The organism is Stenotrophomonas sp. RG-453, assembly GCF_033843685.1.
In the GTDB taxonomy this organism is placed as follows: Bacteria; Pseudomonadota; Gammaproteobacteria; order Xanthomonadales; family Xanthomonadaceae; genus Stenotrophomonas; species Stenotrophomonas bentonitica_A.
The window spans coordinates 148770-164338 of record NZ_JAMYED010000008.1 but is presented as its reverse complement, the minus strand read 5'-3'; the positions used below and the strand labels follow the sequence as shown (position 1 = coordinate 164338).

General features: G+C 68.4%; 13 protein-coding genes. 5 read left to right on the top strand and 8 right to left on the bottom strand.

The window, feature by feature from the left end; genetic code table 11:
• Positions 1 to 105: 105 nt before the first annotated feature.
• Positions 106 to 1308, bottom strand: coding sequence for an amino acid aminotransferase (locus tag NJD74_RS16090; RefSeq protein ID WP_102788772.1), 1203 nt, complete (start codon positions 1306 to 1308; stop codon positions 106 to 108).
• A gap of 176 nt (positions 1309 to 1484) precedes the next feature.
• On the opposite strand from NJD74_RS16090, the gene NJD74_RS16085 reads away from it, so the two are divergent.
• Complete coding sequence (locus NJD74_RS16085) at positions 1485 to 3611, top strand: TonB-dependent receptor (protein WP_319624566.1); 2127 nt, start codon at positions 1485 to 1487, stop codon at positions 3609 to 3611.
• Positions 3612 to 3621: 10 nt separating this feature from the next.
• Here NJD74_RS16085 and NJD74_RS16080 read toward each other — a convergent pair whose 3' ends face one another.
• Positions 3622 to 3963 carry a hypothetical protein gene (locus NJD74_RS16080; protein WP_102788774.1) on the bottom strand — a complete coding sequence of 114 codons (342 nt, stop codon included), beginning with the start codon at positions 3961 to 3963 and terminating at the stop codon, positions 3622 to 3624.
• A gap of 144 nt (positions 3964 to 4107) precedes the next feature.
• Between NJD74_RS16080 and NJD74_RS16075 the strand changes: the two genes are divergently transcribed.
• From NJD74_RS16075 to ligD, 3 genes are all read left to right on the top strand, one after another.
• Complete coding sequence (locus NJD74_RS16075) at positions 4108 to 4503, top strand: hypothetical protein (RefSeq protein WP_019184068.1); 396 nt, start codon at positions 4108 to 4110, stop codon at positions 4501 to 4503.
• A gap of 98 nt (positions 4504 to 4601) precedes the next feature.
• A complete protein-coding gene (locus NJD74_RS16070) occupies positions 4602 to 5543 on the top strand; it encodes a Ku protein (RefSeq protein ID WP_102788775.1) in 942 nt (313 codons plus the stop codon).
• A 6-nt stretch (positions 5544 to 5549) separates the two neighbouring features.
• On the top strand, positions 5550 to 8135 hold the full coding sequence (gene ligD / locus NJD74_RS16065; RefSeq protein WP_102788776.1) for a DNA ligase D: 2586 nt from the start codon (positions 5550 to 5552) through the stop codon (positions 8133 to 8135).
• Here ligD and NJD74_RS16060 read toward each other — a convergent pair whose 3' ends face one another.
• From NJD74_RS16060 to adh, 4 genes are all read right to left on the bottom strand, one after another.
• On the bottom strand, positions 8136 to 8531 hold the full coding sequence (locus NJD74_RS16060; RefSeq protein ID WP_319624565.1) for a hypothetical protein: 396 nt from the start codon (positions 8529 to 8531) through the stop codon (positions 8136 to 8138).
• Positions 8532 to 8587: 56 nt separating this feature from the next.
• Entirely contained in the window at positions 8588 to 8965 is a 378-nt protein-coding gene (locus NJD74_RS16055; protein WP_102788778.1) for a DUF779 domain-containing protein, read from the bottom strand.
• A gap of 88 nt (positions 8966 to 9053) precedes the next feature.
• Positions 9054 to 10082, bottom strand: a complete 1029-nt coding sequence (adhP, locus tag NJD74_RS16050) for an alcohol dehydrogenase AdhP (RefSeq protein ID WP_019184073.1) — start codon at positions 10080 to 10082, stop codon at positions 9054 to 9056.
• A gap of 86 nt (positions 10083 to 10168) precedes the next feature.
• Entirely contained in the window at positions 10169 to 11698 is a 1530-nt protein-coding gene (gene adh / locus NJD74_RS16045; protein ID WP_319624564.1) for an aldehyde dehydrogenase, read from the bottom strand.
• Between the two features lie 239 nt (positions 11699 to 11937).
• On the opposite strand from adh, the gene NJD74_RS16040 reads away from it, so the two are divergent.
• On the top strand, positions 11938 to 13821 hold the full coding sequence (locus tag NJD74_RS16040) for a sigma-54-dependent Fis family transcriptional regulator (protein ID WP_102788780.1): 1884 nt from the start codon (positions 11938 to 11940) through the stop codon (positions 13819 to 13821).
• Between the two features lie 19 nt (positions 13822 to 13840).
• Here NJD74_RS16040 and eda read toward each other — a convergent pair whose 3' ends face one another.
• Entirely contained in the window at positions 13841 to 14479 is a 639-nt protein-coding gene (gene eda / locus NJD74_RS16035; RefSeq protein ID WP_019184076.1) for a bifunctional 4-hydroxy-2-oxoglutarate aldolase/2-dehydro-3-deoxy-phosphogluconate aldolase, read from the bottom strand.
• The gene (locus NJD74_RS16030) at positions 14466 to 15482 is read right to left on the bottom strand and encodes a sugar kinase (protein ID WP_083298789.1); all 1017 of its coding nucleotides are present in this window, start codon (positions 15480 to 15482) and stop codon (positions 14466 to 14468) included. Before NJD74_RS16030 ends, eda begins: the two co-directional genes overlap by 14 nt.
• Positions 15483 to 15569 lie beyond the last annotated feature (87 nt).

Here is a 15569-nt window from a genome sequence, read left to right as displayed (position 1 = left end):
GCGCGGGCCGCCGTAACCGTTCCCACCGCGCGCAACGCGCTGCCGGCGCGGCAAAGAAAAACGGCCGCGCAGGGCGGCCGTTCTGCTTCACAGGAGCACTACTGCTCAGCCCTTGCTGACGGTCGCCACGGCCTTGGCCACGTATGCCAGGTTGCCCTGGTTGAGTGCGGCCACGCAGATGCGGCCGGTGCCGACGGCGTAGATCGCGAACTCGTCGCGCAGGCGGTCCACCTGGGCGCGGCTCAGGCCCGAGTACGAGAACATGCCGGCCTGGTCGTTGATGAAGGCGTACTCCGGTGCGCCGGCGGCGACCAGGTTCTCCACCAGACCGTGGCGCAGGGCGTGGATACGCTCACGCATCTCGGTCAGTTCCGCTTCCCACACCTGGCGCAGCTCAGCGCTGTTGAGCACGCCGGCCACCAGTGCCGCACCATGGTTGGACGGGCTGGAGTAGATCGTGCGGATGATGCGCTTGACCTGCGACTGCACGGCCTTGGCCGCGTTCGCGTCCGGGGCGACCACCGACAGCGCGCCAATGCGCTCGCCATACAGCGAGAACGACTTGGAGTACGAGTTGGCGACCACGAAGCTGTCGATGCCGGCCTCGGCGATGATGCGCACGGCGGCGCCATCTTCGCTGATGCCCTTGTCGAAGCCCTGGTAAGCCATGTCGATGAACGGGAACAGCTGGCGGTCCTTCAGCAGCTCGGCCACCTGCTTCCACTGCGCGACGGTGAGGTCGGCACCGGTCGGGTTGTGGCAGCACGCGTGCAGCAGCACCACGGTGCCCGGCTGCAGCTTGCCCAGGTCGGCCAGCATGCCGTCGAAGTCCACGCCATGGGTGGCGGCATCGAAGTAGGTGTAATCGACCACGTCGAAACCGGCCGCGCCGAACACCGCGCGATGGTTTTCCCAGCTCGGGTTGCTGATGGCGATGGTGGCGTGCGGCAGCAGCTTGTGCAGCAGGTCCGCGCCGACGCGCAGCGCACCGCTGCCGCCGATGGTCTGCGAGGTGGCCACGCGGCCAGCGGCCAGCAGCGGCGAATCCTTGCCGAAGACCAGCTCGCGGGTGGCCTGGTTGTAGGCCGGCAGGCCGTCGATCGGCAGGTAGCCGCGCGGTTTGGCGTCATTGGCCAGCTGCTGTTCGATCCTGTTCACGGCGCGGAGCAGCGGGATGCGGCCGCTCTCGTCGTAATAGATGCCCACGCCCAGGTTGACCTTGGTCGGACGGCTGTCGGCGTTGTAAGCCTCGGTCAGGCCCAGGATCGGGTCGCCTGGGACCAGTTCCACATTTGCAAAGAAGGACACGGCGGTACTCATTCGGATGACGGAAGGGGGAGGGTGGCGCGACGCAGGATTGGCGGCAGAATCAGCCAAAACCGACCCATCGTAACAAAGCCCTGCCAAGGGCGCCGAGGCCGTCGTCACGTCATCTTCCGTACCATGGCGTGCGGCACGCCCATTTACCGAGGATCCCGCCCCGCATGCTCCGTCTTACCCCGCTGGCCCGCCATTGGGCGCTGGCCTCGGCCGTGTTGCTGCCGTCGCTGGCGCAGGCCCAGAACACCCCCGCTCCCACCGCCCCGATCGAGCGGCTGCCCACGGTCCAGGTCCAGGCTGCGCGCGTGGCGCAGGTGGCCGATATCGACCTGCCCGCCTCGCTGACCACGGTCTGGGTGGATGAAGACCGTACCGGCCCGCTGGCCCAGCTCTCCGAGGCGCTCAACGGCATCCCCGGGGTAGTCGCACGCGATCGTCAGAACTACGCGCAGGACACCCAGCTCTCGATCCGCGGCTTCGGCGCGCGTTCGACCTTCGGCGTGCGCGGCGTGCGCGTGCTGGTGGACGGTGTGCCGGCCACCATGCCCGACGGCCAGGGCCAGCTCTCCCACGCCAGCCTGCTTTCGGCGCAGCGCGTGGAGGTGCTGCGCGGGCCGTTCTCGGCGCTGTACGGCAACTCCTCCGGTGGCGTGGTCCAGGTGTGGAGCGCGGACGGTGCCGAAGGCGACCCGTGGCGCCTGCGGCTGGATACCGGCAGCGACAACACTGTCAGCGCCGGCGCCCAGCTGCGCGGCGTGCAGGGGCCGATCCGCTACAACGTGGCCGCCAACCACTTCCGCACCGACGGTTGGCGCGATCACAGCCAGGCCCGGCGCGAGTCGGTCAACGCCCGGCTGGGCACCGATGTCGGCGGCGGCCAGCTGGATCTGGTCCTGAACTACTTCGATGCGCCCGACGCACAGGATCCGCTCGGCCTCACCCGCGCCCAGGTGCGCGAGAACCCGCGTCAGGCGACCGCGGTGGCTACCCAGTACAACACCCGCAAATCCGTGCGCCAGGCCCAGGCCGGGCTGGTCTTCACCCGAACGGAGGGCGCGCAGACCTGGCGTGCGATGGGCTATGCCGGCCAGCGCAGCGTGGAGCAGTACCTGGCGATCCCACCGGGGCCGCAGGCCAACCCGCTGCACGCCGGCGGGGTGATCAATCTGGACGGGGCCTATGGCGGCCTGGACGCGCGCTGGGCGTGGCACGGTGACTGGGCCGGCCGCCCGTTGGATGTGGTGATCGGTGCCAATGCCGACCGTCAGCAGCAGGATCGCCGCGGTTACGAGAACTTCGTGGGTGATCAGGTCGGTATCAAGGGCCGCCTGCGCCGCGACCAGAGCGACCGGGTCGAGAACGTGGACCAGTTCGCGCAGGCGTGGTGGCAGTGGGCACCGCGCTGGTCGTTGCTGCTCGGTGTGCGCCACAGCACCGTCCGCTTCCGCTCCAACGACCACTACATCACCGCCGGCAATCCGGACGACAGCGGATCGCGTCGCTACGAAGCGACCACGCCGGTGGCCGGCGTGGTGTTCCGCGCCAGCGATGCCTGGCGGCTGTACGCGTCGGCCGGGCGTGGCTTCGAGACCCCGACCTTCAACGAGCTGGGCTACCGCGCCGATGGCCAGGCCGGGCTGGCGCTGGATCTCTCGGCGGCCCGTAGCCGCAACCTGGAAGTGGGCAGCAAGTGGCACGGCCAGAGTGGCGCACAGGTCGAGGCTGCGCTGTTCCGCGCCGATACCGATGACGAGCTGGCGGTGGCGAGCAACAGCGGCGGCCGCAGTACCTACCGCAACATCGGCCGGACCCGCCGCCAGGGCGCGGAGGCCAGCTATGTACAGCCGCTGGGTGCGCAGGCGGATCTCACGCTGGCCTACACCTGGATCGAGGCCACCGTGCGCGACCCGTATGCGCTGTGCGCGGCCGCTGGCTGCAACACGGTGGCGGCCGGCTCACGCCTGCCGGGCGTACCCAGGCAGCAGTGGAACGCGCGGGTGCAGTACCGCCCGGGCCCGTGGCAGTGGGCCGCCGAGGTGGTGGCCTCCAGCGACACCGTGGTCAACGATGTGGCCACCGACAGCGCGCCGGGCTATGCCCTGTTGAACCTGGAGGTGTCGCGGCGCTGGACCACCGCGCAGGGCACGCTGCGGGCCTTCGCGCGGATCGACAATGCGCTGGACCAGCGCTACATCGGCTCGGTGATCGTCAACGACGGCAACCAGCGCTTCTTCGAACCCGGCCCGGACCGCCGCTACAACGTGGGCCTGCAGTGGCAGTGGGCGCCCTGATCGGAGCGGCTTACCTGGGCGGCTTGGCCGGCACGAACGGTGAGGTCGGGTCGCTGGCCGGGAAGGTCTCTTCCAGCGCCTCGTCCTGGTTGTCGCTGGCGTGTTCCTTGCGCTGGCGGCGCTGGTATTCATCCTCGCGGCGATGATGACCGGCCGGGCCTTTCTCGCCGGCCGCCGAATCCTTGCGGTCGCGCGGGACCGGATCCGGCGTGACCGCCACCGGCAGGTGATCGGGTGCGTCATCGGGCACGGACATGCCGGCGCCGCGGTCTTCGGCGTCCTGGTTGTCATGTTTGGCGCGCTGCTCGCCGGGGACCGGGGCGGTGGCGTCGCGCAGGGGATCGCGGGGCATGGGAGTTCTCCAGTTGCTGTGCAGCCCACTACAGCGCGCGGCGGGTGAAGTCGCTGCGAATCCCGGTGCGTCAACGAATCTGTCACGGCTGGATAACGGCGGCGGGTCTATTCCTGCCTCCCCCACCGCTGTCGGAGTCGTGTCATGCCCCGCCTGGACCGCCGTGCCGCACCCGCGTTGTTCAACGCCTACCTGCAGCCGGAACGGAGCGGGCGCCGCGCGCGCCGCGACCGCGCCGAAGACGCGCAGGCGGTCGCCCAGGACTACCTGCAGTACATGCGCAGTGACTACGAGCAGCGCCGCAGCCAGGGGCGCCGCAGCTGGCGCGACCTGTACCCGGCCTATGCCTTCGCCCTGACCACGCATTACGCCGACTGGCCGCGCGGCGCCGATGACACCGACGGCGAGCTGGCCGAGCACTGGGAACAGATGCGCGGCCAGTCGCGGCTGGGCTGGCACCAGGCACGGGCGGTGGTCGAGGATGCCTGGCTGGCGCTGGACCACATGCCGGCGGCGGCGGTGCACGGCCTGCTGCAGTAACCGCGGGCGTGCAGCCACGGCCTGCACAGGCCGGACACAGGCGTTTCACGTGCTGCGCGGTACAGCTGCCCTCCCTGAAGTGTTGGAGTGGCGCCACCATGGCCCGACCGATCTGGACCGGCACGCTGTCATTCGGGCTGCTCAATGTCCCGGTGTCGCTGATGTCCGGCGAACGCAATGTGGATCTGCACTTCCGGATGCTGGATTCGCGCGACCGCAAACCGATCCGCTTCGAGCGCGTCAACGCGGATACCGGCGAAGAAGTGCCGTGGAAGGATATCGTCAAAGCCTACGAGTACGACAAGGGCAGCTACGTCGTATTGGAAGAAGACGACATCCGCTCGGCCGCGCCGGAAAGTCATGAAGCGGTGGAGGTGGAGACCTTCGTCGATGCCGGCACGATCGATCCGCGCTACTACGAGAAGCCCTACCTGCTGGTGCCCGCCAAGAAAGCCGAGAAAGGCTACGTGCTGCTGCGCGAAACGTTGCGCAGCACCGGCAAGGTCGGCATCGCGCGGGTCGTGGTGCGCACCCGCGAGTACCTGTGCGCGGTGATGCCGCACGGCGACGCGCTGGTGCTGATGATCCTGCGTTATCCACAGGAACTGGTCGACCCGGACGAGTACAAGCTGCCCAGCGGCAGCCTCGCCGAGTACCGCATCAACAGCAAAGAAACGGCGATGGCCGAGCAGTTGATCGCCTCCATGTCCGGCGAATGGAAGCCGGATGAGTACCACGATGAATTCCGCGAGCGCCTGCACACGCTGCTGAAAAAGCGGATCAAGGCCAAGGGTGGCACCACCAAGGTGGAGGAAGAGCCGGCCCCGCGCGAGGACGATGCGACCAATGTGGTCGACTTCATGTCGTTGCTGCAGAAGAGCCTGGATGCCAAGAAGCGCACGCCGGCCGCCAAAAAGTCAGCGGCGAAGAAGGCCACGGCGAAGGTCGCCAAACCCGCTGCGGCCAAAAAGGCGACCAAGACAGCAGGCAAGGCGACCAAGAAAACCACCAAGCGCGCGCCCGCGCGCAAAGCCGGGTAAGCCGACGTGTCCCTGCAGGAATACCGCCGCAAACGCCGCTTCGATGGCACCCCCGAGCCGGATGCCGAGCGCCGCGGCGCGCCGGCGCGGCGACCGATCTTCGTGGTGCAGCTGCACCACGCCAGCTCGCGCCATTACGACTTCCGGCTGGAAGCCGACGGCGTGCTCAAGAGCTGGGCGGTGCCGAAAGGCCCCTCGCTGCGCGTTGGTGAAAAACGGCTCGCGGTGGAGGTTGAAGATCACCCGCTGTCCTACGCGACGTTTGCCGGCGATATCCCCAGCGGCCATTACGGCGCCGGGCATGTGGACGTCTACGACCACGGCACCTGGGCCTGCGATGGCGATCCGCTGGAGGCGATCGCGGCCGGCAAGGTGGACTTCGTCCTGCACGGTGAACGGCTCAAGGGCGGGTGGAAACTGGTGCGCACCGCGATGAAGGGCAAGCAGCACCAGTGGTTGCTGATCAAACGCGATGACGAGGAGGCCAGGGATATGGAGGCTGATGATCTGTTGAAGGGGGCGCCGAAGGCAGCCAAGCGCACGAGCGCGAAGAAGGTTGCCGCTGCCAACGCCAGCAAAGCTGCCCCGGCAAGGAAGACCGCGCCGGCCAAGGCCGCGACAGGTGGCCCCGCACGCAAGGCCGAACGCAAGGCCGACGCGCGCTGGTCCAAGCGCGCGCTGGCCCTGCAGGGCGCTCGCACAACGCCCTACCCGCACGACTTCAAGCCCCAGCTGACCGATCACCGTGCCACCGCACCGGACGGCGAGCAGTGGCTGCACGAGATCAAATGGGATGGCTATCGCCTGCTGGTCGATGTGCGCGATGGCGTGGTGTCGCTGCGCTCGCGTGGCGGGCTGAACTGGACCGACGATTTTCCCGAGGTGGTGCAGGCGATCGAGCGGCTGCCGGTGCGCGATCTGCGCCTGGACGGTGAGCTGGTGGTGCTGGATGCGCAGGGCCGCAGTGACTTCACTGCATTGCAGAAGGTCATCGATGGCACCGCCAAACAGCCGCTGCGCTATGTGGTGTTCGACATGCCCGGCATCGCCGGGGTGGATGTCAGCCGGGTGCCACTGCTGGCGCGCAAGGCCCTGCTCAAGGACCTGCTGGGCGCCACGCCGGGCACCCTGGCCTACAGCGACCACGTGCGCGACCACGGCCCGGCGGTGTTTGCCGCCAGTGGCGAGGCCGGCTTCGAAGGCATCATCAGCAAGCGGATCGACGCGCCCTACGTCAACGCGCGCTCGCGCGACTGGATCAAGATCAAGCACGAGAACACCGATGAGTTCCTCATCGTCGGCTATACCGAACCGAAGGGATCGCGCAGTGGCTTCGGCTCGCTGCTGATGGCCACCCCGGACAAGCGCGGGCTGCGCTATGTCGGCCGCGTCGGCACGGGCTTCGACGATGCCGCGCTGCGCGCGCTGACCAGGCAGCTGACCCCGCTGACGGTGAAGGACGCAGTGGTCGAGCTGCCTGCGCATGTGCCGTTCACCGCACGCAGCGTGCACTGGGTGAAGCCGGTGCTGGTGGCGGAGGTCGCGTTCCGTGGATGGGCCAAGGAAGGGTTGCTGCGCCAGGCCAGCTTCAAGCGGCTGCGCGAGGACAAACACGCCAAGGATCTGGGCGCCACAGCTACTGCCGTCTCCCCTATCGTCTCCAGTACCGCGGCCTCCGCCACCCCGGCCGGAACGCGCGGGCGAAAGAAGGCAGCTACGGCCGCGCAGGACGAGAGCACCGTGACGATCAGCCATCCCGAGCGCGTGGTGTTCGCCAAGGCGAAGATCACCAAGGGCGAGGTGGCCGACTACTACCGCCGCATGGCGCGCTGGATCCTGCCCGAGGTGGCGCACCGCCCGCTGTCGGTGCTGCGCTGCCCGGACGGGGTGGACAAGCCCTGCTTCTTCCAGAAACACCATGGCACCGGCCTGAGTGGCGCGGTCAAGGCGATCCCGCTGGAGCAGAAGAGCGGGCGCGAAGACTACCTCTACATCGAGGACGTGGAGGGTCTGCTGCAGCTGGTGCAGATGAACACCCTGGAGCTGCATCCCTGGGGCGCCACCGTCGAGGACCCCGAACATCCGGACCGGTTGGTGTTCGATCTGGATCCCGGCGAAGGCGTGAACTGGACGCAGATAAAGGCCGCCGCACGCGACGTGCGCGCGCGCCTGCAGGAAGCCGGGCTGGAGAGCTTCGTCCGGCTCTCCGGCGGCAAGGGCGTGCACGTGGTGGTGCCGCTGCAGCCCAAGGCCGACTGGGCGCAGGCCAAGGACTTCTGCGAGGCGTTTGCGCAGGCCATGTCCACCCAGGCACCGGATCGCTATGTGGCGACGATGAGCAAGGCCAAGCGCGACGGGGTGATCTTCATCGACTGGCTGCGCAATGCGCGCGGCGCCACCAGCGTGAGCTCGTGGTCGCTGCGGGCGCGGCCCGGAGCCGGCGTGGCGGTGCCGCTGCGCTGGGAAGAGCTGGGCCGCATCGCGGCGCCGGACGCCTTCCCGATGGCGAAAGCACTGCAGCGCGCGGAGCGGCTGAAGCAGGACCCGTGGGAAGGCATGAAGCAGGTGAAGCAGGTGCTGCCCGGCAGCTGATCAGGCGCGCGCTGGCCGGAACCGCGTGCCTACCCACAGGCCCACGAATGCCTGCACCGGCAGCGAGACCAGCAGGATCACCACGAACCAGAACGGGAAATCGCTGCCGAAATCCCACGCGGTGTAGATCGATGCGGCCGCGATCACCGCCCACACCACGCCGCCGTGCACACGCGGCCAGATGGGCGCATAACGGCTGGCAAAGGCGATTGCGGTGATGCCGCTGAGGATCGTCCAGGCCAGGTCCCAGGCCAGCTGCGGCTCGCCGCCCGGCGGAATGCGCAGCAACGGCACCAGCCACGAACCGAGGCTGTTGACCAGCACCATCACCGCGAACGCGAACACGACAGCCAGTACGGACAGCAGTGGATTCTTCAGGGCGGACCACACAGGCATGGCAGGGGCGTCACGGCGGGGGAGTCGCCATTATGGACGGGTTGCCGCGGCGTGTTTCAGACCCGGCCGGCTGCCTTGAGCTGGGCGAACTCGTCATCACTGAACAGCCGTGAGCGGACCAGGAAGCGCACGCCCTCGCCGTTCTCCAGCGAGAACATGCCGCCCCGGCCAGGCACCACGTCGATGATCAGCTGGGTGTGCTTCCAGTACGCGAACTGCGACGGGCTGATGTAGAACGGGGCGCCGCCGATCTCGCCGAGCTGCACGTCGCGGTCGCCCACGATGAAATCGCCCTGGGCAAAACACATCGGCGAGGAGCCGTCGCAGCAGCCACCGGACTGATGGAACAGCAGGTCGCCATGGCGGGCCTGCAATGTCTCGATCAGCTGCAGGGCCGGGAGCGTGGCCATTACCTGGAGCGGGAGGTCGGGCATGGTCGGGATTCTCCGGGAGCCGGCCAGCGAGGCCGGCACTACCGTGGAACAGGCGCTGCCGAGGTACATCGGCAGCGCGCCGTGTGTTCTACGCGTTCATGTCGAGCACCACGCGGCCTTCGATCTTGCCTGCGTGCATGCGCGCGAAGATGTCGTTGATGTTCTCCAGCGAATCGCTGGTGACCGTCGCGGCGACCTTGCCCTGCTCGGCGAATTCCAGCGATTCCTGCAGGTCCAGGCGGGTGCCGACGATCGACCCACGCACGGTGATGCCGTTGAGCACCATGCCGAAGATGTCCAGCGGGAAGTTGCCCGGCGGCAGGCCGTTCAACGAGACCGTACCGCCCCGGCGGACCATGCCCAGTGCCTGCTCGAAGGCCTTCGGCGAGACCGCGGTGACCAGTGCGCCGTGCGCGCCGCCGATCTCCTTCTTCAGGAACGCGGCCGGATCGGTATTGCGCGCGTTGACGGTGATCGTCGCGCCCAACCGCTCGGCCAGCGCCAGCTTGCCGTCATCGATATCCACCGCGGCCACGTTCAGGCCCATCGCCTTGGCGTACTGCACGGCCATGTGGCCGAGCCCGCCGATGCCGGAGATCACCACCCACTGGCCGGGCTTGGTATCGGTGACCTTCAGGCCTTTGTAGACGGTGACGCCGGCACACAGGATCGGCGCGACCTCGATGAAGCCCACGCCCTTCGGCAGCAGGCCGACATAGGCTGCATTGGCCAGCGCATATTCGGCGAAGCCACCGTTCACCGAGTAGCCGGTGTTCTGCTGCGCTTCGCACAGGGTTTCCCAGCCGCCCAGGCAGTGCTCGCAGTAGCCGCACGCCGAATACAGCCACGGGATGCCGACGCGGTCGCCCTCGCGGATGTGGCTGACACCCGCACCCACCGCAACCACGTGGCCGACCCCTTCATGGCCGGGAATGAAGGGCGGGTTGGGCTTGACCGGCCAGTCACCGTCCACCGCATGCAGGTCGGTGTGGCACACGCCACAGGCTTCGATCTTCACCAGGATGTCGCCGGGCCCCGGACGCGGCACCTCGACCTCCTCGATGCGCAACGGCTTTCCGAATTCGCGGACGACAGCGGCCTTCATGGTCTTGTTCATGCGTGGATCTCCGTGGATTGCCAATGACAGCACTGTGGCGCCGGCCGCATGCCGGCGCCTTGATCGGGATCAAGCCCGACGCGGGCTCAGAAGAAGCCCAGCTTCTTGGGCGAATAGCTGACCAGCAGGTTCTTGGTCTGCTGGTAGTGGTCGAGCATCATCTTGTGGTTCTCGCGGCCGATGCCCGACTGCTTGTAGCCGCCGAACGCGGCATGTGCCGGATAGGCGTGGTAGCAGTTGGTCCACACGCGCCCGGCCTGGATGCCACGGCCCATGCGGTACAGGCGCGACGCATCGCGGCTCCACACGCCGGCGCCGAGGCCGTACAGGGTGTCGTTGGCGAGCTCCAGCGCTTCCTCCTCGGTCTTGAACGTGGTCACCGAGACCACCGGCCCGAAGATTTCTTCCTGGAACACGCGCATCTTGTTGTGGCCCTTGAACACGGTGGGCTTCACGTAGAAGCCGCCGGCCAGGTCGCCGTCCAGCTTGGCCTGCTCACCGCCGATCAACACTTCGGCACCCTCCTGCTTGCCGATGTCGAAGTAGGAGAGGATTTTCTCCAACTGCTCGGAGGAGGCCTGCGCACCGACCATGGTGTTGGGATCGAGCGGATTGCCCTGCTTGATCGCGGCCACGCGCTTGAGCGCGCGTTCCATGAATTTCTCGTAGATCGATTCCTGTATCAGCGCGCGCGACGGGCAGGTACACACCTCGCCCTGGTTGAAGGCGAACAGCACGAAGCCTTCGATGGCCTTGTCGAGGAAGTCGTCGTCCTCGGCCATGACATCGGCGAAGAAGATGTTCGGGGATTTGCCGCCCAGCTCCAGCGTCACCGGGATCAGGTTCTGGCTGGCGTACTGCATGATCAGCCGGCCGGTGGTGGTCTCGCCGGTGAAGGCGATCTTGGCGATGCGCGGGTTGGACGCCAGCGGCTTGCCCGCCTCCACACCGAAGCCATTGACCACGTTGAGCACGCCCTTGGGCAGCAGATCGCCGATCACCTCCATCAGCACCAGGATCGAAGCCGGGGTCTGCTCGGCCGGCTTGAGCACCACGCAGTTGCCGGCGGCCAGGGCCGGGGCCAGCTTCCAGGCGGCCATCAGCATCGGGAAATTCCACGGGATGATCTGCCCGACCACGCCGAGCGGCTCGTGGAAGTGGTAGGCGATGGTGTCCTTGTCGATCTCCGACAGGCTGCCTTCCTGCGCGCGCACCGCCCCGGCGAAGTAGCGGAAGTGGTCGGCCATCAGCGGGATGTCGGCGTTGAGCGTTTCGCGGATCGGCTTGCCGTTGTCCCAGGTCTCGGCATGGGCGAGCAGCTCGAGATTTTCTTCGATGCGGTCGGCGATCCGGTTGAGGATGTTGGCGCGCTCGGTGGTCGAGGTCTGGCCCCAGGCGGTCTTGGCCGCGTGGGCGGCGTCCAGCGCCTCTTCGATGTCCTCGGCGTTGGAGCGGGCGACCTCGGTGAACACCTTGCCGGTCACCGGCGTGGTGTTGTCGAAATACTGACCGCTGCGCGGCGCCACCCACTCCCCGCCGATGTAATTGCCGTAGCGCGGCTTGAAGATGGACTGCGGGTCGGTGGCGTGCGGCTTGGCGGACGTGACGGCATTCATGGGTGCATCTCCGGATGGCGGTGGACAGGCCCGGTAAGGGTCTGTTCCATGGCGCAAGGACGATGCCAGGTTCGACGTGGTGCGGTGCGACATGGCCTCACCCGGCGCACCGATTGGGGAGGCCCGCGGAAACTGGTGCGGTGCACCACCGCCGGTCATTGCACGGTAACGCCGGGTGTGGTGTTTATCGGAACAGGCCCCGCTACAACTGTCGCAGATTGCGACACTGGAGAATCCAGGTGTCCCAGCTCCCGCTCCAGCACCGTGTCGGCAATGCGCGACGCTCCTTTTTCGAGCGCGGCGCGGCGCCGGTCGGCATCGTGCCCGACACCATCCTGCAGTCGTGGCAGCGCTGCCAGCGCGGCGGGCTCTCGGTGGATGCACAGCCGGAGGTCGAACCGCTGCCGGACGCCCGCCTGCGCGAGCTGCGTCAGCGCCAGGAAACACTGTGGCGGTTGGCGCGGCCGGAGCTGGATGGCCTGGCCGCCGACATCGCCGCGACCGGCAGCATCGCGCTGCTCACCGACGAAGCCGGCTGGATCCTGGATGCGGAGGGCAACCCGGGTTTCCTCGACAAGGCCGGGCGGGTGGCGTTGATGCCAGGCGTGCGCTGGGATGAAACCACGGTGGGCACCAATGCGATCGGCACCGCCATCGTGGAAGGTCGCTCGGTGGAGGTGCGTGGCGGTGAGCACTACTTTGCCCCGCACGCGATCCTGACCTGTTCGGCGACGCCGATCTTCGATCCCTACGGGCAGCGCGTGGGGGTACTGGATATCTCCGGCGATGCGCGCCAGCAGCACCTGCATGCCCGCGTCCTGGCGCGGCAGGCGGTGGCGCACATCGAACACCGTTACTTCGAGGCAGGGCTGGGCGACTGCGAGGTGGTCCGCCTGCATCACGACGCCGGGCTGCTCGGCACCGCGCGCGAAGGCGTGCTGGGCTTCCGCAATGGCCGCCTGGTGGCCGCCAACCGTGCCGGGCTGGCCCTGTTCGGCCTGGACCACGGCGACATCGGCAGGGCGCCCTACGAGGCGTTGTTCGATGGCCCGCTGTCGCGGCTGCACGATGATGGCGCGCTGGTCGACCGCCAGGGACGCGCGCTGTATGGCCACGTGAGCCCGTCCGGTGGCGCCACGGTACGCTCGCCACTGCCCGCGCGGCCGACCCCCGCGGCACCCGCGCGCGCCGCCGCAGCTGCGGTGCGGGTGGACGCCACGCCGCTGTTCGATGCGGCCCAGCAGCAGGTGCTCGAGCGCGCCTGCCGCGTGCTGGATGCGCAGCTGCCGGTGCTGCTGCAGGGGGAGACCGGTACCGGCAAGGAAGTCTTCGCACGTGAGCTGCACCGGCGCAGTACGCGTGCCGACAAGCCGTTCGTGGCGGTCAACTGTGCGGCGCTGCCGGAAGGCCTGATCGAAGCCGAGCTGTTCGGCTACGAGGAAGGTGCCTTCACCGGCGCGCGCAAGAGCGGCAACACCGGCCTGCTGCGCCAGGCCCAGGGCGGGGTGCTGTTCCTCGATGAGATCGGCGACATGCCGCTGGCGCTGCAGCCGCGGCTGCTGCGCGTGCTGCAGGAGCGCACGCTGTCACCGCTGGGCGGCGGCAAGCCGGTGCAGCTGGATTTCGCCCTGATCTGCGCCACCCACCGCGATCTGGACCAGGCAATGGCCGCCGGTGATTTCCGCAGCGATCTCTACTACCGCATCGCCGATCACAGCGTGCGCCTGCCGGCGCTGCGCGAGCATGGCGACCGTACGGCGCTGGTGCAGGGCCTGTGGCAACGCCTTGGCCAGGGCCGGCAACTGGAGTCCGCCGCGCTGGAGGCGCTGGCCGGGTATGCCTGGCCAGGCAATGTGCGGCAGTTGTGCTCGTGCCTGCGCACGCTGGTGGCGCTGAGCGATCCGGGCGAGGTGATCCTGCATGGGATGCTGCCGGCCTATCTGCACAGGGTGCACGCAGCGGTGATGCCATCCACGGCAGAGGGGCTGGAGGCGATGACCGAAACCGCCATGCGCGATGCGCTGCGCGCCAGCCATGGCAATGTCGCCCAGGCCGCGCGCGCGCTGGGCATCAGTCGCAGCACCCTGTATCGCCGCGTCGGGGCGACGGCCCGCCGCCACTGAGGCGGCAGGCCGTGCGGGCTCAGCCGACCAGCGCGGCCGAATCGCGCGCGAGCTGCTCGATGCCGGCCCAGTCCCTGGCCTGCAGCAGCGCCCGCGTGGTGAGCCACGAACCGCCCACGCACAGCACGTTGGGCAGATGCAGGAAATCGCGCGCGGTCTGCGCGCTGATGCCGCCGGTCGGGCAGAACCGCACATCGCCGAACGGGCCGTTCCATGCCGACAGCATGGCCGCGCCGCCGGCCTGCACCGCCGGGAAGAACTTGAAGGTATCCAGGCCCTGCTCCAGGCCGAGCATCAGCTCCGACGAGGTCGCCACGCCCGGCAGGAACGGCAGATCGGTATCGCGCGCGGCGGCGTACAGGCGCGGGGTCGCGCCCGGCGATACCGCAAAGCGCCCGCCCACCTGCTTGACCTTCTCCATCTGCGCGGCGGTCAACACGGTACCGGCGCCGACCACGGCATCGGGCACGGCCTCGACCATCGCCTGGATCGCCTCCATCGCCATCGGCGTGCGCAGCGTCACTTCGATCACCGGCAGGCCGCCGTTGAACAGGGCACGCGCGACCTCGACCGCATCCTCGACATTTTCCGGGGTGAACACCGGAATCACCGGGGCCAGTTTCAGGACTGCGCGTACGCGCGGATCAGCGCCGGACATCGAATCGCTCCTCGCCCGTGAGGGCCATGACGTCAGCCTCGCTGACAGGGTTGAAATCGCCGGGGATGGAATGCTTCAGGCAGCCTGCGGCGAGGCCGAAACGCACGATCGCGTCCGGCGCGAAGCCGCGCATCATGCCATGCAGGATGCCGGCGGCGAAGGCATCACCGCCGCCGATGCGGTCCACGATGCCGATCATTTCGCGGGTTGGCGCCACCGCGCGGGTGCCATCACGGCCGATCAGCATCGCCCCGAGTGCATGGTTGTCCACGCTGTGCGGGGTGCGCTGGGTGCAGGCCATCCACTGCAACCGCGGGAACGCGGCGAAGGCCTGCGCCGCGGCCGCATCGACGCGCTCACGCACATCGGCCTGCTCGAACGCACCCCCGAGCACCACGCCGATATCGCGGTAGTCAGCGAAGACGAGATCGGCGCAGGCGAACAATTCGCGCAGGATGCCAGGCGCATCGCCCTGCCAGCGCGCCCACAGCGACGGGCGGAAGTTGCCGTCGAAGGACACCTTCACGCCGCGCGCGCACGCCGCACGGGCTGCGGCCAGCGTGGCCTGGGCCATCGCCGGGTTGAGCGCCGGGCTGACCCCGGACAGGTGCAGCCAGTCGGCGCCGGCCAGCAGCGTGTCCCAGTCGTAGTCGGCGGGACTGCTGTTGGCGAAGGCCGAATCGGCGCGGTCGTAGACCACTTCACTGGCACGCTGCACGGCGCCGGTGGTCAGGAAGTACAGGCCCATCCGGCCGTCGGTGCGCCGCACGGCGGTGGTGTCCACGCCGTGGCGGCGCAGCTCGCCCACGGCGTACTCGCCCAGCGGGTTGGCCGGCACCGTGCTGACCGCGGCCACTGCATGCCCCAGATGGGCCAGAGAGACACCGACATTGGCCTCCGCACCCCCGGCGTGCACGGCCAGCTGCGGGCTCTGCAGCAACAGCTCCCGGCCGGGGGCGCTCATGCGCAGCAACAACTCTCCGAAACAGACAACACGACTCATGGTCTTGGATCCTTGTGAGGGCCGCAGACGCCGCAAGGACGCCCAGCAGCAATGGCTAGCGGTGTCATTCTAGCGATGGACGCCGCC

Excerpts from the sequence above, each read along its gene's own strand:
- NJD74_RS16080 (WP_102788774.1), bottom strand. The coding sequence starts at position 3,963 with ATGCCCCGCGATCCCCTGCGCGACGCCACCGCCCCGGTCCCCGGCGAG.
- NJD74_RS16075 (WP_019184068.1), top strand. The coding sequence starts at position 4,108 with ATGCCCCGCCTGGACCGCCGTGCCGCACCCGCGTTGTTCAACGCCTAC.
- NJD74_RS16055 (WP_102788778.1), bottom strand. The coding sequence starts at position 8,965 with ATGCCCGACCTCCCGCTCCAGGTAATGGCCACGCTCCCGGCCCTGCAG.
- NJD74_RS16030 (WP_083298789.1), bottom strand. The coding sequence starts at position 15,482 with ATGAGTCGTGTTGTCTGTTTCGGAGAGTTGTTGCTGCGCATGAGCGCC.
- NJD74_RS16085 (WP_319624566.1), top strand. The coding sequence starts at position 1,485 with ATGCTCCGTCTTACCCCGCTGGCCCGCCATTGGGCGCTGGCCTCGGCC.
- adh (WP_319624564.1), bottom strand. The coding sequence starts at position 11,698 with ATGAATGCCGTCACGTCCGCCAAGCCGCACGCCACCGACCCGCAGTCC.
- adhP (WP_019184073.1), bottom strand. The coding sequence starts at position 10,082 with ATGAACAAGACCATGAAGGCCGCTGTCGTCCGCGAATTCGGAAAGCCG.
- NJD74_RS16060 (WP_319624565.1), bottom strand. The coding sequence starts at position 8,531 with ATGCCTGTGTGGTCCGCCCTGAAGAATCCACTGCTGTCCGTACTGGCT.
- NJD74_RS16070 (WP_102788775.1), top strand. The coding sequence starts at position 4,602 with ATGGCCCGACCGATCTGGACCGGCACGCTGTCATTCGGGCTGCTCAAT.
- eda (WP_019184076.1), bottom strand. The coding sequence starts at position 14,479 with ATGTCCGGCGCTGATCCGCGCGTACGCGCAGTCCTGAAACTGGCCCCG.